Raw genomic sequence first — 19027 nt, forward strand, 5'->3', positions numbered from 1 at the left:
AAAAAGAAAATATGAAGCTTAAGATTTTTACTCTTCTGATAATTGCCATTTTTGGAACCGTGTCCCAGGCTCAGGAAATCAATTGGATAAGTATGAATGAGGCGTTAAAAGCCCAAAAAGAAAATCCGAAGGGTATTTTTATGGATGCTTATACCAGCTGGTGCGGCCCCTGCAAGATGCTGGATAAAAATACTTTTACCAATAAAGATCTTGTTGAGTATGTAAATGAGAATTTTTATGCGGTAAAATTTAATGCTGAAGGTACTGAAGAAATAGAATATAAGGACAGGGTTTTCAAAAATCCGAAATATGACGTAGATCGTAAAGGCCGTAATGGTACGCATGAATTTGCCAGTGCGATGCGGATTACAGGATATCCTACGATGGTATTTTTTGACGATAAAGGCGAAATGGTTGCTCCAGTTGTTGGTTACAGAACTCCTGAACAATTAGAGATATTTCTGAAGTTATTTGCCGGTGATGAGTATAAGAAATTCACCAGCCAGGAAGATTTCACCGAGTACAGGGAGAACTTTGTGGGTGAATTTACAAACTAGATTTTAGAAATAAAGCAGTCAATCTGACTTTGCTGAACTTACAAAAGCTCCCTTTTCACCGGTATAGTGGAAAGGGATTTTTTTATTTTCAGCGGTTTGTTTCCATTGTTCCACATAGGACCTGTAGTTACTTCCGTCTGCGATTATTTGCTTTAAATCTGTTTCTGAAGCAAGTCTGGCGAGGTTTATTTTCGGAGAATTCGTCAGCAGCAGAATATCAGGCTTAAAACCAGAAAAGTTATATACCGCAGCACTGTCTACTACCAAAAGTTTTTCTCCAGTGAAGTTATAGATATTATGCATTTTCTTTGAAATTACAGTGTCTGCTTTTGTGGCAACTTTGTAATTTTTCAAAAATAGTTCTTCATTTGATTGAATATTTTCAGAAGTAAAAAGAGTCAGCGTATCGTTGTTTCTGAAGCCGAGCACCGTTCCGCGGCTTTTATGGAAAACCAAGGCTTCAGATTGTCGAAAATGGAATTTTTCGAAGATCAATCCGAGTTGAAGGAAAATAATAGCAATTAAGAATAAGCTCAGATTTCTGAAATTCAGCTTATAAATCAAAATTATTCCGAAGATAATCAGGAGATAAGCGAGCACTGTTATTAAGGCTGAAAATGGAATGTCATCGAGAACAAATACTTCCTGCGCGGCAACAACATCTACAAAGCGGTTCATGGCGGCGATACAACTTCCGTAGAACTGCGCCAGGAAATGCGGCAGTGCGTTTATAAGCGCTAAGAAAATCACAAGAATCCCAAGGCCAAGAATAAGTCCTATAAACGGAAGAAGCACAAGATTAGTTACAAAAAACAATCCAGGGAATTGATGAAAATAATACAGGCTTAACGGCAAGACCCCAATTTGGGCAGCGATGCTAACGCTAAGGATCTTCCAGAAATAATCCGGAATTTTATTTTTTGGAACATACAGGTTGTAAAGCTTTGGTTGAATAGTTACGATTGCAAAAACCGCCAGGTAACTCAGCTGAAAACCGACCTGGAAAATATAATAAGGGTTGATCAGGAGCAGCACCAGCAGCGACATAAAAAGCGTGTTTAAGGCACTGGTTTTTCTTTTTAGTTGCATGCCAATTGCCAAAAAGGAGAACATGGTAACCGCGCGAATGACCGACGGGGACAGTCCGGCTATAAAAGCAAATCCCCACAACAGCAGCACGATAATTGCCATTTTAAGGTACCTGCCTTTGGGAAGGAATTCCACCGGACGCAGAAGCCAGTTTAGAATGAGCAGAATGATCCCCACATGCAGGCCAGAAACTGCCAGAATATGTACTGCACCTGCCGCAGCATAATTTTCGTAAGTTTCTGTGGAAATTTCCCTTCTGTTGCCCAGGATTAGCGCCTGAATAATTGCCATTTCTTCGGGTTGGAAAGAATACATGCTTAGCGAGGAAATACTTTTGTTTCGCCACTTTTCGGCGAGGGCTTTAAATTGCCAATTTTCGTCCTTCAGTATTTCTATTTGCGATTTTGAAAGGTCTATTTGCCGAAGAACGCCCAAATTCTCCATATACTTCCGGTAATTGAACTGGTACGGATTCAGAGGTTGATTGATTTCCTCCAAATCAGCTGGAATTAGCAGTTCGTCGCCTACTTTCAGGTTCAAATCGGCGGAATCTTTGGAAATATTGATCAGAATTTTACCAGTGAGCTTTTTTCGGCTAAATTTTTCTTCTTCGGAAAGGTTTTTATGAGCTTCAGAGGCTTCTGCAATATATTTCTCGGCGTAAAATCCGTCTTTTAGCCTTTCGGTAATGGTGACTTTAATAATGTCTTCAGAGTTGGCATTTTTAGCATAATGAATATAGTGATTTGGCTGGTTTTCGGGCTTATGAAGGTAAACAGTGACCAGTCCTATGCAGAAAAATACAAGGTAGGCTGTTATTTCGAAGAAAACATCCTGAAAAATATTTTTGGTAGCTCTTATAAAGGCGAAAATGAACAAAAAAAGGGCAGTGCCAAAAATGGCAATTATCGACCCACTGGAGAATTCAGCATAGAATCCGATTAAGACACCGAGTAGAAAAACAAGGCAAAGCTTTATTAAAGCAACATTCAGAAATCTCAAGACACAGAAGAATTTACTTCTGAAGATATATAAAAATTAAATTACGCGGCGCGCCATCACAAAATTATTATGCCAATAACTTTCTGAAAGTGAAGAAATTATTACTCCGCGTGAACTCGTGGAGTGGATAAAGAGAATATGATCTGGCAGTACGTCTACCACCAGGCCAACATGATTAATTACTTTTTTGTTTTTATTGGTTTCGAAGAAAAGCAGGTCACCAATGGTTACTTCCTTTAGAAATAATCTTTTGCCTTCCAGAGACATTGCCCGCGAGGTTCTTGGCAGTGGAATATCTTCTTCCAGGTATGCTGTATAAACCAATCCGGAACAGTCCATTCCTTTTTTTGTAGTTCCGCCATATTTATATCGAGTTCCTTCAAACTTTTTAGCTGTGGAAATGATATTATAGACTCTTTTATCTGCCGGTTCAATTTCAGGATTTGTATCAAATTTTTCTTCTGAAGAGACCATTTTTTTTGATCCGTTTTCGGAAATTGCCCTGGATCTTGAAGAGCCACAGGAAGTAAGAAAAACAACAAAGAAAAGGAGGAAAAATACTTTTAGAAGTCCGTTCTTTAAAAGATGTGATTCATTTTTTCTGAAGATAACCTGATTCACGGCTGATTTCTTTTTCATATATCAAGGTTTAGCGGATCTGTAAATAAGTTCGGCAGTGGTTTTACTTGCACCTGCACCTCCTAATTTCTGCTCCAAAAGATAATAATCTTCAATTATTTTTTCACGTTTTTTTCCTTCGAGGATTTTATCGAGTTCCTGTTTTAAATTCTTTTTGTTGAAGTCATTCTGAATGAGTTCTTTAACTACTTCCCGATCCATGATAAGATTTACCAGAGAGATAAACTTCAGCTGAATAATTCGTTTAGCGATATGGTAAGAAATAAAACTGCCTTTGTAACAAACCACTTCGGGAACTTTAAAAAGTGCAGTTTCCAACGTTGCGGTGCCCGAAGTTACCAGCGCAGCATGTGCAAGGTCCAAAATATCGTATGTACGGTTCATTACCAGATTTACATTGCTCTTTTTGATGAACTGCTGGTAAAATTCCATGTCCTGGCTAGGTGCGCCTGCAATTACGAACTGGTAATTTTTATAATCTTCAGAAATACTCAGCATCACCTCCAGCATTTTAGAAATTTCCTGTTTCCGGCTACCCGGTAAAATGGCAATTATGGGCCTTTCATCTAAATGCTGCTCTTGTTTGAAAATTTCAGCATCTATATTTTTCCTGTTGGAAATAGCATCAATTAAAGGATGCCCCACAAAGTGCACAGGAAAATTGTGCTTCTTTTCATAAAAGTCCTTTTCAAAAGGAAGGATCACGTACATATGGTCGATATCCCTTTTAATATCGGTAATGCGATTTTCTTTCCAGGCCCAGATTTGTGGGGAAACGTAGAAGTGAGTAGGAATGCCCTGCTGCTTTGCCCATTTTGCGATGCGCAGATTAAAGCCGGGATAATCCACGAAGATGAGTACGTTTGGCTTAAAATTGGAAATATCTTCTTTGCAAAAGGAAATATTCTTCAGGATGGTCCGCAGGTTAAAAAGTACTTCTACAAAACCCATAAAGGCAAGCTCCCGGTAATGCTTTACCAGCGTACCGCCCTGCTGCTGCATAAGATCCCCACCCCAAAACCGGAATTCGGCATTTTCATCAATCTCTTTTAGAGCTTTAATGAGGTTGGAGGCGTGGAGGTCACCTGAAGCTTCTCCTGCAATAATGTAGTACTTCAACGTCTTTAGGTGTTAAATTCTTCAGCTTACAATTTTATATATTGCAATGGCTATAGCTACACAAATCGTGGCTAACAGGACTCCGCGGGCATGATAGTGTTGATTTTTCTTCAGAAACACAAAAAACGGAAGAAAATTAAGGATTGCTCCCAATGCTATTAATTTTCCCAGATATTCGTTTCTCATAGCATCGGCCAGGGTGTTGTCGATATTCATTTCAGAAAAAACAGAGATATAGAGAAAGACTCCGGCAATATTTGCGGCAAGGCCTACTAAAAATCCTACAAAAAGATCTTGTTTAGACATTAAGATCGCGGCTGTTTAATTCTTTAATAAAATGATGAGCGGTGAGATCAAACTGTACCGGGACTACAGAAACGTATCCATTTTCTAATGCCCATTCGTCTGTATCTTCTCCCTCATCTTTATTTACAAATTTTCCCGAGAGCCAGTAATAATCCCGTCCCTGGGGATTTGTTCTTTTATCAAATTCTTCTTCCCAATGGGCGTTGGCTTGTCTGCACACTTTAATTCCTTTTATTTTTGAAGCACTTAATTTTGGTAAGTTTACATTTAAAACCACACCTTTCGGAAGTCCGTTTTTTAGAACATCCTGTGTAATTTTCTTCACGTATTTTTTAGAAGGCTCAAAGTCTGCCGTTAGGGAGTAATCCAATAACGAGAATCCAATGGCGGGAATTCCTTCTACGCCAGCTTCCACAGCTGCACTCATGGTCCCGGAGTAAATGACATTAATTGAAGAATTTGAGCCATGGTTAATTCCGCTAACACAAAGGTCGGGTTTGCGGTGCAGGATTTCCTGTGTTGCAATTTTTACACAATCTGCCGGGGTTCCGGAGCAACTGTATTCTTTGTGTTTATAATTCTTTTTTATTGTTACCGGCTCACAAAATAAGGTGTCGCTTATAGTAATTGCATGACCCATCCCGCTTTGCGGGCTATCGGGTGCAACTACGATCACGTCCCCTAATTCTTTCATTACTTCAACCAAAGCTCGTATTCCGGGGGCGGTTATGCCATCATCATTGGTCACTAATATTAAAGGTTTTTCTTTAGGCATAAACAGGTTTTTTGCTTCAGCTAAAATAGTAATTTCCAAATGAAAGCTTATCTTAGTAGTTTAACAAATTATTAGTAGCGACTATATTTGTTGGCACAGTTTTTAATGTATTTTGGAAGACGATAATGAAGAAATTTATGCGGTATATGAAAAGAAATTTTAAAGTCCTAATAATGCTGATGGTAATGGCTGCCTCAGCATGTAGTTTTACAACTAAAAAGTTCGACGATCCCAATAAAGATAAGCTCCTGATAGATCTTATTACTTATGTATTAAATCAGGGGCATTATGATGCCAGAGAAATAAATGATGAATTTTCCAGTGAAGTTTATAGAGATTTTCTGGAGGCAATGGATCCTTCAAAACGTTTTCTCTACGCGAGTGATGTGGAAAAATTGAGTGAATACGAGAATCTTATAGATGACGAAATTAAAAATAAGGAGATAGAATTCTTTAATCTTTCTTATAGCACTTTAAACGATCGCATGGAAGAAGCGCGTGGTTTGTATAAAGAAATTCTGACCCAACCCTTTGATTTTTCTGAAAAGGAAGATATTAATACAGACTACGATCAATTAGATTATGTTTCTTCTAAAAAGGAAATGAAAGAGCGTTGGAGAAAGCAATTAAAATTCTCTACGTTAATAACTTATAGGGATAAGAAAGAACAGGAAAAACAAAAGAAGGAGAATGATGCAGATTATGAGATAAAATCTGATGTCGAACTTGAAAAGGAAGCACGCGAAGTGACTTTGGAAACACTAGACGAATATTATGACTTCACAGATGATCTTGACAGAGAGGATTATTTTTCGGTTTATATAAATGCTATTGTGGAAGAGTTTGATCCGCATACTTTTTATTTCGCACCACAGGATAAAGATCGTTTTGATATTGCTATGTCTGGTAAACTTGAAGGAATAGGAGCAAGGCTTCAGAAGAAAAGCGATAATATCACGATTACTGAAGTTATTTCTGGTGGTCCAGCCTGGAGAAGTGAAGAACTGGGCGAAGGGGATGTTATCCTAAAAGTAAAGCAGGAAGATGAAGATGCCGCTGTAAGTATAGTAGGAATGCGTCTTAACGATGCGGTAGATTTAATTAAAGGCCCTAAAGGAACTGAAGTAACCCTCACAGTAAGAAAGAAATTGATGGGTAATATTGAAGATATTACTCTTACCCGCGATATCGTGGAGATAGAAGAAACTTATGCCAAAACCTCTATGGTAGAGAAGGAGGGAAAGAAATTTGGGGTAATTAATCTTCCGAAGTTTTACTTTAATATGGAAGATTATGAAGAGCGCAATGCAGCTTCAGACATTAAACAGGATATTATTCGTTTGAAAGAAGAAAATGTAGAAGGTCTTGTGTTGGATTTGCGAAACAATGGCGGAGGATCTTTGAAAACCGTAGTGGATATTGCAGGATTGTTTATTGAAGAAGGGCCAATTGTACAGGTGAAATCCAGCGGAGAAAGAAAAGAAGTGCTGGAGGACGAAGATCCTGAAGTACTTTGGGATGGTCCGCTTGTTATTTTAGTAAACGAACTATCAGCATCGGCTTCAGAAATTTTGGCTGCCGCAATGCAGGATTATAAAAGAGCAATTATAATTGGAAGTAAGCAGACCTATGGAAAAGGAACTGTTCAGAATGTAATTGATCTTAACCGTTGGTTAAGAAATAACGACTACGGAGATCTGGGAGCTTTAAAATTAACTACCCAAAAGTTTTATAGAGTAAACGGAGGCTCTACACAACTTGAAGGTGTAAAGAGTGACGTTGTTGTTCCGGACCGCTACAGTTTTGTAGATATAGGAGAAAAAGATCAGGAAAATCCATTACCATGGGATAAAATAGATCCTGCCAAATATGAAGAATGGGATGGTTATGTGGATCTGGAGGGGACTATAGAGCAAAGCAAAGAGCGTATGAATGAAAACGCTCAGTTAAAGCTTATTGAGGAAAATGCGAGATGGATAAAGGAGCAAAGTGAGGATAACAATTATTCTTTGAATTTTGATGAATATTCAGCAAGCATTGAGCAAAGAACGGAACAGGCTAAAAAGTATGATTCGGTAAGAGAATATGAAACTGACCTCACCTATATATCTCTTCCTTATGAAGTGGAGGCTTTTGAAACAGACACTATACTGAAAGAAAAAAGGGAAAGATGGCACAAGAGCCTTGGCGGTGATGTTTACATGGAAGAGGCGGTAAATGTTTTAATGAGTATGAAAATGAACAATATTGAAAGTTCTAAATATGCGAATATTAAAGATTAGTTGAAATAAATCTTAGATTTGCAACAACGCCCTGAAGTTTCAGGGCGTTGTTATTTTTTTAAGTCAGTTTAGTATGAAGAGAAAGATACTCTATCCTGTTATTATCTTGCTGGTTGCAGCAATACTTCTGGTGGTTGAGCAGTGCTCATAGAGCATTGGGATATTATAACAGGTTTTCAGATTCTACGGCTTTAAGTATCCTGCCGTCAGAGAGCTTCCATTCTGTTAGCCCGTTCGCACTTCTTCCTTAGCAATAGCAGCGGTCTGTCAAAATTTTTCACTTTCTCGGAATTAGCTTCTGTGTGTTGGGGGTTTAAAATGATAATCTTTCAGAGTCCAGTTTAATAAATATAAAAAGGAGGATGGTAAAACCCCATAGCCCGGAACCTCCATAGCTTAAGAAAGGGAGAGGGATTCCAACTGTAGGAAAAACGCCAATTACCATCCCGATATTTACCAGGAAGTGCATAAAAATTATTCCTGCCACACTATAGCCATAAACCCTGTGAAATTGATTTTTTTGTCTTTCAGCAAGAATAATAAGTCGCAATAAAAGTGCGACAAAGAGGATTATGAGCAGTGAACTGCCAACAAAACCCCATTCTTCTCCAACTGTACTGAATATGTAGTCTGTATGCTGCTCCGGGACAAAATGTCCTTTAGTTTGTGTGCCTTCGGTCCATCCTTTCCCGGTCCATCCCCCACTACCTATAGCGATTTCACTTTGATTAGTGTTATATCCAATTCCGCGGGAATCCACTTCCTTTCCCAACACAATATTAAACCGATCGCGGTGGTGTTGCTTAAAAACATTTTCGAATACATAATTTACTGAGAAGGAAAAGCCAATTGCCACTATGCTAATGAGTAAATACTTAAATGTACTGGGTCGCTTTCTTTTGTTAATAAAGTAAAGTAACATTATCGTAAGTAAAGTACCACCTATCACCCAATAAGGACCAAAAAGAAGTGTGGTTACAAAGAGTAGGACAGCAAGAAAACCTAGAAGGATATATTCAACGTGGAGACCTTCCCGGTATAGGGGAAAAATAAATGAAAAATAAATAAGGGCACTTCCCGCATCTGGCTGCATGAGCACCAGGAAAACGGGGATTCCAATAATTAAAAAAACCTTTAGTTGATCTGAAAAATTCTGTAGCTTAACATCAATCCCGCTAAGGTATTTAGCCACGGCAAGCGATGTGGCTACCTTGGCAAATTCAGCTGGTTGTAAACTTATCCCTCCAATCACATACCATGCAGTTTGTCCCGCAATTGTTTTTCCGAAAACAAATAAGCCTGCCAGTAAAACAATATTTATAACATAAATAACACTGGCGAAACGTTGATAGAACTTGGCTTCTATAGACAGGATTATAATAATCAACAAGAAGCTTAGTCCAATCCAGAGTGCCTGCTTTCCATGAACTTCATTGAGGTCAAAATAAGATGGTGAGGTGCCGCTTAAAGATGCAGAATAAATGTTGGCCCATCCAAAAAGTACCAGTGCCAGATAAATTAAAATGCTTGTCCAGTCGAATCCTACTGAGCTTTTAGCCATACTAACGGTTAATTATAAAAGGTTCTCCGCTTAATGGTTTGGCATATTCGTCCTGAAGGCTGTGAGATAGGATCCAATCCTCCATATCTGTTCTGGTAATATTTCCACGAATATATTTTTCTATCATAAGGCTGGCAATCCTGCCTGCATATCTGCTTCCCCAATAACCATTTTCAACAAAAACAGCAATTGCGATCTTGGGATTATCCACCGGGGCAAAAGCAACAAATATCGAGTGATCTGTCAGCTGCGTTCTTTTACCATCTATTCTCGTAAAATTCTCGGCTGTTCCAGTTTTTCCGGCAATTTCGATCCCGGGAATTCTTAGAGTTGAAGCTGTGCCATTGGTATAAACCTGATGCATTCCTTCTACTATAGGTTCAAAATGCTTTGGATCTATAGTGGTATGGTTTTTAACCGTGAATTTCTCATCCTTTATTTTTTTACCATCTATTTCTTTAAGTAAATGCGGAGTATAATACCATCCTCTGTTTGCAATAGTGGCGGTCATGTTTGCCAGCTGTATTGGCGTAAGTAATACTTCGCCCTGCCCAATCGCATTGGATAAAGTAGCTGTTGAATACCACTTATAGGTGGGATAATTATAAATCCTGTTATAATATTCAGAATCCGGAATTTTTCCCGGTCTTCCGTTCTGAAGGTCATTTCCTAAATAATCTCCCAGTCCGAAACTTTTTAAATGAGCATTCCATCTATCGATCCCTTCCTGTGGAGTAGGATATTTTTCAATAATCCTTCGGTAAACATTGGCAAAATAGGCATTACAGGAATTAGCGATCCCCGGTATCATGTCCAACGGACTAGGGTGAGCGTGACAACCCATTTTACGACCTCTTCCATAGCTGTAACCATGATTACAGGAGAATTTATCATCAAGGTCCACAACACCTTCCTGAAGTCCTATTAGGCCAGTCATTGTTTTAAATGGAGATCCTGGGGGATATTCAGCCAGGAGCCCGCGGTCATAGAGAGGTTGGGCAATGGTATCGTACCAGAGTTTTGTGAAATTTTCTGAGCGTTTCCTGCCTACAAGCTTAGCGGGATCATAGTTTGGAGCTGTAACAAGCGATAGAATTTCGCCTGAAGACGGCTCGATAGCAACAATTCCGCCACGCTTATTTTCCATTAATTTTTCTCCATAGGCCTGTAAAGTAGCATCTATGGAAATCTTTAAATCTTTTCCTTTCTCGGGAAGCGTATCAAAAATACCTTCTTTATAAGGACCTATATCTCTGTTGAACCTGTCCTTCTGAATATGTTTTACGCCTTTTACTCCCCGAAGTAACTCTTCATACTGCTGTTCAACACCTTGCCTGCCCATCAAATCCCCGGAAATATAATATGGGTTGTTATTTACAGTCTTTTGGTTTACTTCAGAAATATATCCCAAAATATTCGCACTATGATCTACCTGGTAATCCCTTAAAGATCGCTTCTGAATATAAAATCCGTCATATTTCCGCATTTTCTCCTGCAGGTAGGCATATTCCCCTTTGGTAAGCTGAGGTACGACCACTGAAGGTAGCATTGGTGAATATATTTTAGCCTTATCCAATTTTTTTCCGAGCTGGTCGGGTGTAAGACTAAGAATTTCACAAAATTCTGTAGTGTCAAAAGGTTTTAAATTTCTTGGGATCACCATAACATCGTAAGAAGGCTGGTTGGAAACCATTAAGTCACCGTTACGGTCGTATATGTAACCGCGCTGCGGATAATCATATACCACCTTAATGGCATTATTTTGAGATCTTAGGGCAAAAGAAGTATCCACAACCTGTAGATAAAACAAGCGGCCAAGAAAAATAATTCCGGTGGTGATTATTAATATGTAAAGGAGTACTCTTCTCATCTAAATTTTTTACTGAATAGAGCGAGGCTCAGGAAAACTAAAATTATTGTAAAAATACTAGAGTATAAAGTCTTTTCCAGAATTAATAGAACATGGTTAAAACTAAACATTTCCAGTGAAAAAAGTACTAAATGGTGAATAACAACCATTAGAAAAATATAGCTCAACTTTGCTCCAAACGGCGTGGCAGAAAGGCGCAAGGTTTGGTGATCATAACTAATTCCAAAAGAAAATCGTAAAAATTGCGGGCGAATAAAAGCAGCTATTAAACAGGCTGCAGCATGGATCCCGCCGCTGTCCTCAAAAACATCAATACTTATGCCAAGGAGGAAAGCTAATAAAAGGAATAAGCTTCTATTGGAATTAAAAGGATAAAGAAGAATGAACAGAAAATATAGATAAGGGTTTATAAACCCTAGGAAGTTTATATTATTCAGCACCAGGACCTGTAGGAAAATCAGACCAAAAAAACGGGCAATATTTGATATGGTGCTGCTATTCATTTTGTTGTTCCAGAGCCTCGATTTCTTCTTTGTTTCTGTTTTCTATTACATAGACATAACCAATATTGGTCATATCATTAAATAGATTGATGTTTATTGTATAATAACTACCGGTGGCATCCAGGCTAAAATCCTCTATACTACCAATAGGAAGACCTTTTGGAAAAATTAAAGATCGTCCTCCTGTAACGATAGTATCTCCTGTTTTTACAGGAGCCTGCCTTGGTACATCTATTAACTGTATAATATTCGGATCTTTACCATCCCAGATTAAACTTCCAAAATGGTTGGTCTTGTTAAGCTGGGCGTTGATTTTCGACCGACTATTTAATATTGAAATTACCCGGGAAAAATTACCATTTACACGATCTACAATTCCAATAATGCCCTGGCTAGTAATCACACCATATTCGGGAACGATGCCATCATTCTCTCCTTTGTCTATAGTTAGATAATTGTCGAGTTTTGAATAGTTATTATTAATAACTGTAGCTGCCCTAAAAAAATAATCCCCTCTAAAGGAGGTAGTATCAAGATAACTTTCTACCGCAGTAGTGTCAGTTAAATTCGTAAGAATATTCCGAAGTTCTTTGTTTTCTTCCAGAAGGCGCTTGTTGTATTCGTCAAGGTGCAGATATGTCTGGAAATCATTTGCCCAGGAATAGACGCCGCCTGTAACAGCGTTGGCAGAACTTATAAACTTGCTTTTGTGAAAGGAGTGGGTCTGAATAGTTAAAAACAAAGACAGCGCAAGCAGTAATAAGAAAAGAATATTGTTCTTATTCTGGATAAGAAAATTAAAAATCTGCTGCATAACACGCTATTTCCCTATTTAATCAATATCCCTTTGTAGCGATGTAATGTTTTTAGGGTTATTCCGGTACCTCTTACAACGGCTCTCAAAGGATCTTCCGCAATGTAAACGGGTAAATCTGTTTTTTGTGATAATCTTTTATCCAAACCTCTAAGCATAGAACCTCCACCTGCGAGATAAATTCCGGTATTATAAATATCGGCAGCCAGTTCTGGTGGTGTTTGGGATAAAGTTTCCATTACTGCATCTTCTATACGAAGAATGGATTTGTCCAGTGCTTTGGCAATCTCACGGTAAGAAATATTCACCTGTTTAGGTTTTCCGGTAAGTAAATCCCGTCCCTGTACACTCATTTCGTCTGGTGGGACTTCAAGATCTTCAGTGGCAGCACCTATCTGAATTTTAATTTTTTCCGCAGTACGTTCCCCTACATAAAGGTTATGCTGCGTACGCATATAATAAACAATGTCATTGGTGAAAACGTCTCCTGCAACTTTAACCGATTTGTCACAAACAATCCCTCCAAGGGCGATAACTGCAATTTCTGTAGTACCACCTCCTATATCCACAATCATATTACCTTTTGGCTGCATAATATCCACCCCAATTCCAATTGCAGCAGCCATAGGCTCATGTATAAGATAAACCTCTTTCCCGTTTACACGCTCTGCGCTTTCTTTTACCGCACGCATTTCCACCTCTGTAATTCCAGATGGGATACAAATTACCATACGAAGGGCAGGAGTAAAGAGTTTTTTCTTTAGTGCCGGGATTTCTTTAATAAACATCGTAAGCATTTTCTCACTTGCGTCGAAATCGGCAATTACTCCATCTTTTAAGGGGCGAATGGTCTTGATGTTTTCATGGGTTTTACCCTGCATCATGGCGGCTTCTTTTCCTACCGCGGTAATTTTTCCAGTAGTCCTGTCGCGGGCTACTATGGAAGGACTGTCTACCACAACTTTATCATTATGAATGATAAGTGTATTCGCAGTTCCTAAATCTATTGCTATTTCTTCAATGAGAAAATCGAAAAATCCCATATAATAATTGTGTGTTGAGGTTTGGTAAATGTACTAAAATTAATGTTTGAAATGACGTGTTCCCGTCAGCACCATTGCAATATTATTTTGGCTACAGTAGTCTATACTGTCTTTGTCTTTTATCGAGCCACCGGGCTGTATAACTGCCGATATTCCTGCGTCACCCGCAATTTCAACACAGTCTGGAAAAGGGAAAAAAGCATCACTTGCCATTACCGCTCCTGTTAAATCAAAATCGAACGAATTTGCTTTTTCAATACTGTGGCGCAGCGCATCCACACGGGATGTTTGTCCTGTACCGCTCGCCAAAAGTTGTTTGTTTTTCGCTAAAACGATAGTATTCGATTTGGTGTGCTTGCAAATCTTAGAAGCAAATATCATATCAGATAACTCCTTATCTGTAGGTTTATTCTCTGTTGCAAAAGTTAAATCTTCAACAGAATCTGTGATATTGTCTTTATCCTGAACTAAAACGCCATTAAGACAGGTTCTTACCTGATGTTGCGGCAGTTCTGTTTCCTTCTGAACAAGTAAAATCCTGTTCTTTTTTCCTTTTAAAATTTCTTCTGCTTCCGAAGAAAAAGAAGGAGCGATCACCACTTCACAAAATAACTTGTGTATTTCTTCTGCAGTCGCTTTATCAATTTCCACATTACTAATCAATATTCCGCCGAAAGCTGAAACAGGATCACCGGCCAAAGCATCTAAATAGGCTTGGTGAATGCTATCTCTTTGTGCTAATCCGCATGCGTTATTATGCTTCAAAATTGCAAAAGTAGGAGCGTCTGCTTGAAATTCACTCATCAGGTTTACCGCTGCATCTACATCGAGAAGGTTGTTGTAGGAAAGTTCTTTTCCGTGAAGTTTATCGAATATCTCCTTAAATTTACCAAAAAAAGTTCCTTTTTGATGTGGATTCTCACCATATCGCAAAGCTTTTGCAGTCAGGATACTTTCTTTGTATGCGGGAATTTCTATTTCAGTATTAAAATAGTTGAAGATCGCAGTGTCATAGTGAGAGGAAATGTTGAAGGCTTTAGCTGCAAATTTCTTACGATCTGCAAGGCTCGTTTCTCCATTTTTCTCATTTAGCAATCCTTCAAATTCCTGGTAATCATTTACTGAAGAAACGCAAATTACATCCTTAAAATTCTTCGCTGCTGCACGGATTAAAGAAATTCCGCCAATGTCAATTTTTTCTATAATATCCTGTTCTGAAGCACCGGAAGCAACGGTTTTTTCAAAAGGATATAAATCCACAATCACAATGTCTATTTGAGGAATCTCAAATTTTTCCAATTCGCTAACGTCACTTTCATTATCCTGGCGGTTAAGAATTCCTCCAAAAACTTTTGGATGAAGGGTTTTTACCCTTCCACCCAGAATTGATGGGTAAGAAGTAACATCTTCAACAGGAATTACTTTAATTCCAAGATCCTTTATAAATTGCTCGGTACCACCGGTAGAATAAATGGTAATCCCAAGATCATTTAATTTTTTGGCGATTGGTGCTAAACCTTCTTTACTGAAAACAGAAATTAGGGCAGATTTAGCTTGTTTTAAGTTACTCATTATGTTGTGTTTGTTAGGGTGGCAAAAGTAAGTAATTCACTCAAAAATATTAAAGGCTGTTGTTCTTATTTGTAAAGAAATTTTGTAACGAATAATTAATGCCGTCGTCTTATCTGTAATCCCTAAAAAAACAGTGGTTTCTCATGCTTATTTATCTTAGAGTTTTAAAGGAAAGTTTCTTTTTTGCATTAAATGCACTTCGGAATAACAAACTGCGTACTTTTCTTTCTTTGCTGGGAGTTACAATAGGGATATTTTCCATTATCGCGGTACTTGCTGCCGTAGACTCTTTGGAACGGGAGGTGAAAGGTAGTCTTAGTGCATTAGATAACAGTACCGTAATTGTTATGAAATACTCTTTTGGTGCTACAGATATTCCACAATGGAAAAGAGAGCAGTTTCCCAATGTTTCTTATGATGAATACCAGCACCTTACTCGTAGTGTTCCAGATGTGGAAGCTTCGACTTTCGCTCAGGGTGTGCCAGATGAATCCATCAAATTTAAAGATATTACCAGTACTGGTGTTAGTGTAATTGCTATTACCAGCGGTTACTACGATATTGAAGAATTTGAAATTGCCGAAGGACGATTTTTTAATGAATCTGAATCTGCCAGTGGAGCACCTGTAATTGTTATGGGCTACGAAATTGCCAATAACCTTTTTGAAAATACTAATCCGTTAGGAAAGCAGGTTAGGATGTATGGCAGGAGGTTAACGGTGATTGGTGTCCTGGAAAAACAAGGGTCCGGATTATTTGGAGATTCCCGGGATGGCCAGGTGATGGTGCCGGTGAACTTAACGCGCCGGATATTCGGAGATAATAATCAGAATATTTTTGCACAAATAGTTCTAAAGCCTGAAGATGGAGTAGATAATGACGAATTTCTTGCCGTAGTTGAGCAGCAACTTAGGAATTACAGAGGGTTAAAACCAGATGAAGTCAATACTTTTTTTGTTAACCAGGTTCAGGGATTTGCAGATACAATAGACGTAATCACTGGGCAACTCAACGTTATCGGTTTAATAATTAGCGGATTTTCACTTTTAGTGGGTGGCTTTGGAATTGCAAACATCATGTTCGTAAGTGTAAAGGAGCGAACTAATTTAATCGGAATTCAAAAATCGCTGGGAGCCAAGAACCGCTTTATTTTGTCACAATTTCTGTTTGAAGCCATAATTCTGTCGGTGATTGGAGGATTAATCGGACTATTCTTTGTTTGGGTGGTTTCTCTTATTGCTTCGCAGTTTACCGGGGATTTTGAATTTGTGCTTTCTCCAACTAATATTTTGATTGGAACGGTAGTTTCTGCAGTTATCGGTCTTATTTCCGGAATTATTCCGGCTGTTTCCGCTTCAAGATTAGATCCCGTGGAAGCAATCAGGACAGGAATGTGATTTTTGAAGTTAGAAGTACGAGGTACGATATACATTAAATGTTGAATTTTAAATTTTGAATTTTCTTCCTCACTTCCTTTTGCCAGGAGTGAGTAGTGAGTAGTCTTTCCACTCTCCTCTCTCCACTATAACAGCATCCAAAAACTGCAATTATCGATCTCCTGAAAGTTGTTCCGCTTCGAACTACGAACAAAAAACTTCGAACTCCAAAGAGCATGCTCTAAATTGGCAATTATCGGCCTGCAGAGAAGGAAAAGAGTAAAAGGAGTGAAAAGTGAAGAGTGAGTAGTTCAATGAACTTTCCACTTTCCTCTCTCCACTATAAGAGCATTTAAAAACGGCAATTTTCGATCTCCTTAAATGAACCACGAACAAAGAACTCCGAACTCCAAACTCCAAACAATCTAAGCTACAATCCGTGCTACCTTCTCATTCACCCATTCTAAAAACGCTTCATCTTCTTGAGTAAAAGGATCGGGAGTATTGGAATCGATATCTATTTGTCCTATGTTCTCACCGTCTACAAAAAGGGGAACAACAATTTCTGCCTTTACATTTATACTGCAGGCGATATAGTTATCCTGTGCTTTAACATCTGGCACCACAAAATTCTGGTTAGAAACAGCAACCTGACCACAGATACCTTTTCCGAAAGGAATTATGGTGTGATCTGTTGGTTCACCGGCAAAAGAATGTAATTTAAGTTCTTCTTTATCGCCATTCTTAAAATAAAAACCAACCCAGTCGTAATAATCCACATTCTCCCGCAATAGCTCGCAAATTTCAGTAAGTCGTTCTTCTACAGAAGCCGAATTTCTTGCAATTATTTCTTCAACCTGGGTTTTTAATTTTTCAAATGCCATAGCTTTATATTTTCTGCAAAAGTATTTACTTTTTTATAGTCGGCAAGCTTTAGTATTTGTATAAATTTGTTAAAACCCATTACTTATTTGCTTCAGCTATTTCGGAAATACAGTTCGGTGCTTCGGTTCATTTTTATGTTCCTCGGGAGCTACTTTGTGTTTTCGATGTTTTATAATGCCTACCTGATTTTCTTTAAGTCCGACTTCTATTTTCCGGATTATCTTACTCATCTTGTTGGCGTCCAAAGTGAATCGCTTATAAATTCGTTTGGCTATAGCGCGACTGTACTTCCGCATCAAACAGAGCCTTCCATGAAGCTGTTTGTAAATGAAGTTTACCTGGCCAGGATTGTGGAAGGTTGTAACTCAGTTAGTATTATTATTTTATTTACGGCCTTTATTCTGTCGTTCTTTGGAAAGCTTAAAGCCACTTTATTGTACATTCTGGCGGGATCGGCGATCATTTATGCGATGAATATAATAAGAATTGCCATTTTAGCCGTCGGTCTTTACGAATATCCGCAGTACTCTTCGATCCTGCATAGTGTGGTTTTTCCGCTTATTATTTATGGAACAGTCTTTATCCTTTGGGTGCTTTGGGTACAGATTTTCTCTAAATCATTTCAGAAATGAGGCAAAAACGTAGAATAGCAGGCATTTCTTTACTGGTGATTTTACTGGTAATTGTACGTTATTTTGAAAATTCGCTTTTTTACGATCCCTTGATTTGGTTTTACCAGGGAGATTACCTGAATAACAAAATTCCGGAATTTGACTTCTGGCCGTTGGTGCTGAATGTCATGCTGAGGTTCTTCATCAATACAGCCATTTCCCTTGTCATCTTGTACGTTGCTTTTCTGAACAAAAACATTCTAAAATTCAGTGCCCTTCTCTATGGAATCCTTTTTCTCCTCGCCGGCAGTATCTTTATCTATCTTCTGCTTAATATCGAAAATGAGCATTTTCTCGCCCTCTTCTATGTAAGAAGGTTTCTTATTCATCCAATTTTCATCCTGATTTTACTCCCGGCTTTTTACTACTATCGCCTTAGAAACACAAATTCCGGTAAAACTGAAAGTTTTTCCAATAATAGCTAAAGCTGGCCTGCTGTTATTCTGCTATTTTTGTCACTTCCAACTTTTTAGAAAACGGTTTATTAAAAAAGTTGTATTTTTGTAGCCGATGAAAAAGTCACTTCATAATAGTATTTCTATATTAATGGCCTTTGTAGTGCTGTTTTCCACCGTTTCTTTTACGGTAGATAAACATTTCTGCGGAAGCATATTGGTAGACACTGCAATTTTGGCAAAAGCTGAAACCTGCGGGATGGAAATGTTGTCTTCCAAAGATACGATTGATGGAGATGCTTGTTGCAGCAACGAAAAAGTAGCTGTAGAAGGGCAGGATGAATTAAAACATAACTTCCAGTCTTTCGATCTGGATCAACAAATGTTTTTAACCACGTTTACCTGGTCTTACATCAACCTGTTCGAGGGACTTCCGGAACAGGTAATTCCTTTTAAAGATTATTCCCCTCCTTTGCTGGTCTCAGATATACATCTGGTAGACAGCGTTTTTCTTATTTGATAATTTATAGATGTTGTAGTTGGTAAGCTAAAGCTCTACCAGCAGGCA

18 protein-coding genes are annotated in these 19027 nt (G+C 38.4%); 6 read left to right on the forward strand and 12 right to left on the reverse strand.

From position 1 onward, the window contains the following. Positions 1-11 precede the first annotated feature (11 nt). Complete coding sequence (locus RM549_RS06340; RefSeq protein ID WP_311682907.1) at positions 12-557, forward strand: thioredoxin family protein; 546 nt, start codon at positions 12-14, stop codon at positions 555-557. 18 nt (positions 558-575) lie between these two features. Here the strand turns inward: RM549_RS06340 and RM549_RS06345 are convergent, their stop codons facing one another. From RM549_RS06345 to surE, 5 genes are read right to left on the reverse strand one after another with little or no spacing between them, the layout of a single operon-like run. Continuing rightward, the gene (locus tag RM549_RS06345) at positions 576-2648 is read right to left on the reverse strand and encodes a ComEC/Rec2 family competence protein (protein ID WP_311682908.1); all 2073 of its coding nucleotides are present in this window, start codon (positions 2646-2648) and stop codon (positions 576-578) included. A 36-nt stretch (positions 2649-2684) separates the two neighbouring features. Continuing rightward, positions 2685-3287, reverse strand: a complete 603-nt coding sequence (locus tag RM549_RS06350; protein ID WP_311682910.1) for a C40 family peptidase — start codon at positions 3285-3287, stop codon at positions 2685-2687. 3 nt (positions 3288-3290) lie between these two features. Then, complete coding sequence (gene lpxB / locus RM549_RS06355) at positions 3291-4406, reverse strand: lipid-A-disaccharide synthase (RefSeq protein WP_311682912.1); 1116 nt, start codon at positions 4404-4406, stop codon at positions 3291-3293. Positions 4407-4427: 21 nt separating this feature from the next. Continuing rightward, a complete protein-coding gene (locus tag RM549_RS06360; RefSeq protein ID WP_311682914.1) occupies positions 4428-4712 on the reverse strand; it encodes a hypothetical protein in 285 nt (94 codons plus the stop codon). Continuing rightward, positions 4705-5487, reverse strand: coding sequence for a 5'/3'-nucleotidase SurE (gene surE / locus RM549_RS06365; RefSeq protein WP_311682916.1), 783 nt, complete (start codon positions 5485-5487; stop codon positions 4705-4707). The genes RM549_RS06360 and surE overlap by 8 nt, the downstream gene beginning before the upstream one ends. Positions 5488-5633: 146 nt before the next feature. Between surE and RM549_RS06370 the strand changes: the two genes are divergently transcribed. Continuing rightward, a complete protein-coding gene (locus tag RM549_RS06370; protein WP_311682917.1) occupies positions 5634-7769 on the forward strand; it encodes a carboxy terminal-processing peptidase in 2136 nt (711 codons plus the stop codon). 313 nt (positions 7770-8082) lie between these two features. Here RM549_RS06370 and rodA read toward each other — a convergent pair whose 3' ends face one another. From rodA to purH, 6 genes are read right to left on the reverse strand one after another with little or no spacing between them, the layout of a single operon-like run. After that, positions 8083-9330 (reverse strand): rod shape-determining protein RodA, encoded by a 1248-nt coding sequence (gene rodA, locus RM549_RS06375; RefSeq protein WP_311682918.1) that lies wholly within the window; start codon positions 9328-9330, stop codon positions 8083-8085. 1 nt (position 9331) lies between these two features. Further along, positions 9332-11200: a penicillin-binding protein 2 gene (gene mrdA, locus RM549_RS06380; protein ID WP_311682919.1), complete on the reverse strand. Its 1869-nt coding sequence runs from the start codon at positions 11198-11200 to the stop codon at positions 9332-9334. Further along, positions 11197-11703 carry a rod shape-determining protein MreD gene (mreD, locus tag RM549_RS06385; RefSeq protein ID WP_311682921.1) on the reverse strand — a complete coding sequence of 169 codons (507 nt, stop codon included), beginning with the start codon at positions 11701-11703 and terminating at the stop codon, positions 11197-11199. Before mreD ends, mrdA begins: the two co-directional genes overlap by 4 nt. Continuing rightward, complete coding sequence (gene mreC, locus RM549_RS06390; protein WP_311682923.1) at positions 11696-12517, reverse strand: rod shape-determining protein MreC; 822 nt, start codon at positions 12515-12517, stop codon at positions 11696-11698. The genes mreD and mreC overlap by 8 nt, the downstream gene beginning before the upstream one ends. Positions 12518-12531: 14 nt before the next feature. Then, entirely contained in the window at positions 12532-13560 is a 1029-nt protein-coding gene (locus tag RM549_RS06395; protein ID WP_311682925.1) for a rod shape-determining protein, read from the reverse strand. A gap of 39 nt (positions 13561-13599) precedes the next feature. Beyond that, the gene (purH, locus tag RM549_RS06400; protein ID WP_311682927.1) at positions 13600-15132 is read right to left on the reverse strand and encodes a bifunctional phosphoribosylaminoimidazolecarboxamide formyltransferase/IMP cyclohydrolase; all 1533 of its coding nucleotides are present in this window, start codon (positions 15130-15132) and stop codon (positions 13600-13602) included. Positions 15133-15275: 143 nt separating this feature from the next. On the opposite strand from purH, the gene RM549_RS06405 reads away from it, so the two are divergent. Beyond that, a complete protein-coding gene (locus RM549_RS06405; RefSeq protein WP_311682929.1) occupies positions 15276-16529 on the forward strand; it encodes an ABC transporter permease in 1254 nt (417 codons plus the stop codon). Positions 16530-16933: 404 nt separating this feature from the next. Here the strand turns inward: RM549_RS06405 and RM549_RS06410 are convergent, their stop codons facing one another. Then, positions 16934-17392, reverse strand: coding sequence for a GAF domain-containing protein (locus tag RM549_RS06410; protein WP_311682931.1), 459 nt, complete (start codon positions 17390-17392; stop codon positions 16934-16936). Between the two features lie 87 nt (positions 17393-17479). Here RM549_RS06410 and xrtF point away from each other — a divergent pair, with 87 nt between their 5' ends. From xrtF to RM549_RS06425, 3 genes are all read left to right on the forward strand, one after another. Continuing rightward, positions 17480-18025, forward strand: coding sequence for an exosortase family protein XrtF (gene xrtF, locus RM549_RS06415; RefSeq protein ID WP_432264703.1), 546 nt, complete (start codon positions 17480-17482; stop codon positions 18023-18025). Then, entirely contained in the window at positions 18022-18489 is a 468-nt protein-coding gene (locus RM549_RS06420) for an exosortase F system-associated membrane protein (RefSeq protein ID WP_311682935.1), read from the forward strand. Before xrtF ends, RM549_RS06420 begins: the two co-directional genes overlap by 4 nt. Before the next feature lie 85 nt (positions 18490-18574). Beyond that, positions 18575-18979, forward strand: coding sequence for an HYC_CC_PP family protein (locus RM549_RS06425; protein ID WP_311682937.1), 405 nt, complete (start codon positions 18575-18577; stop codon positions 18977-18979). The last annotated feature ends 48 nt before the right edge of the window (positions 18980-19027 follow it).

Source organism: Autumnicola patrickiae, assembly GCF_031846525.1.
GTDB classification, from domain to species: Bacteria; Bacteroidota; Bacteroidia; order Flavobacteriales; family Flavobacteriaceae; genus Autumnicola; species Autumnicola patrickiae.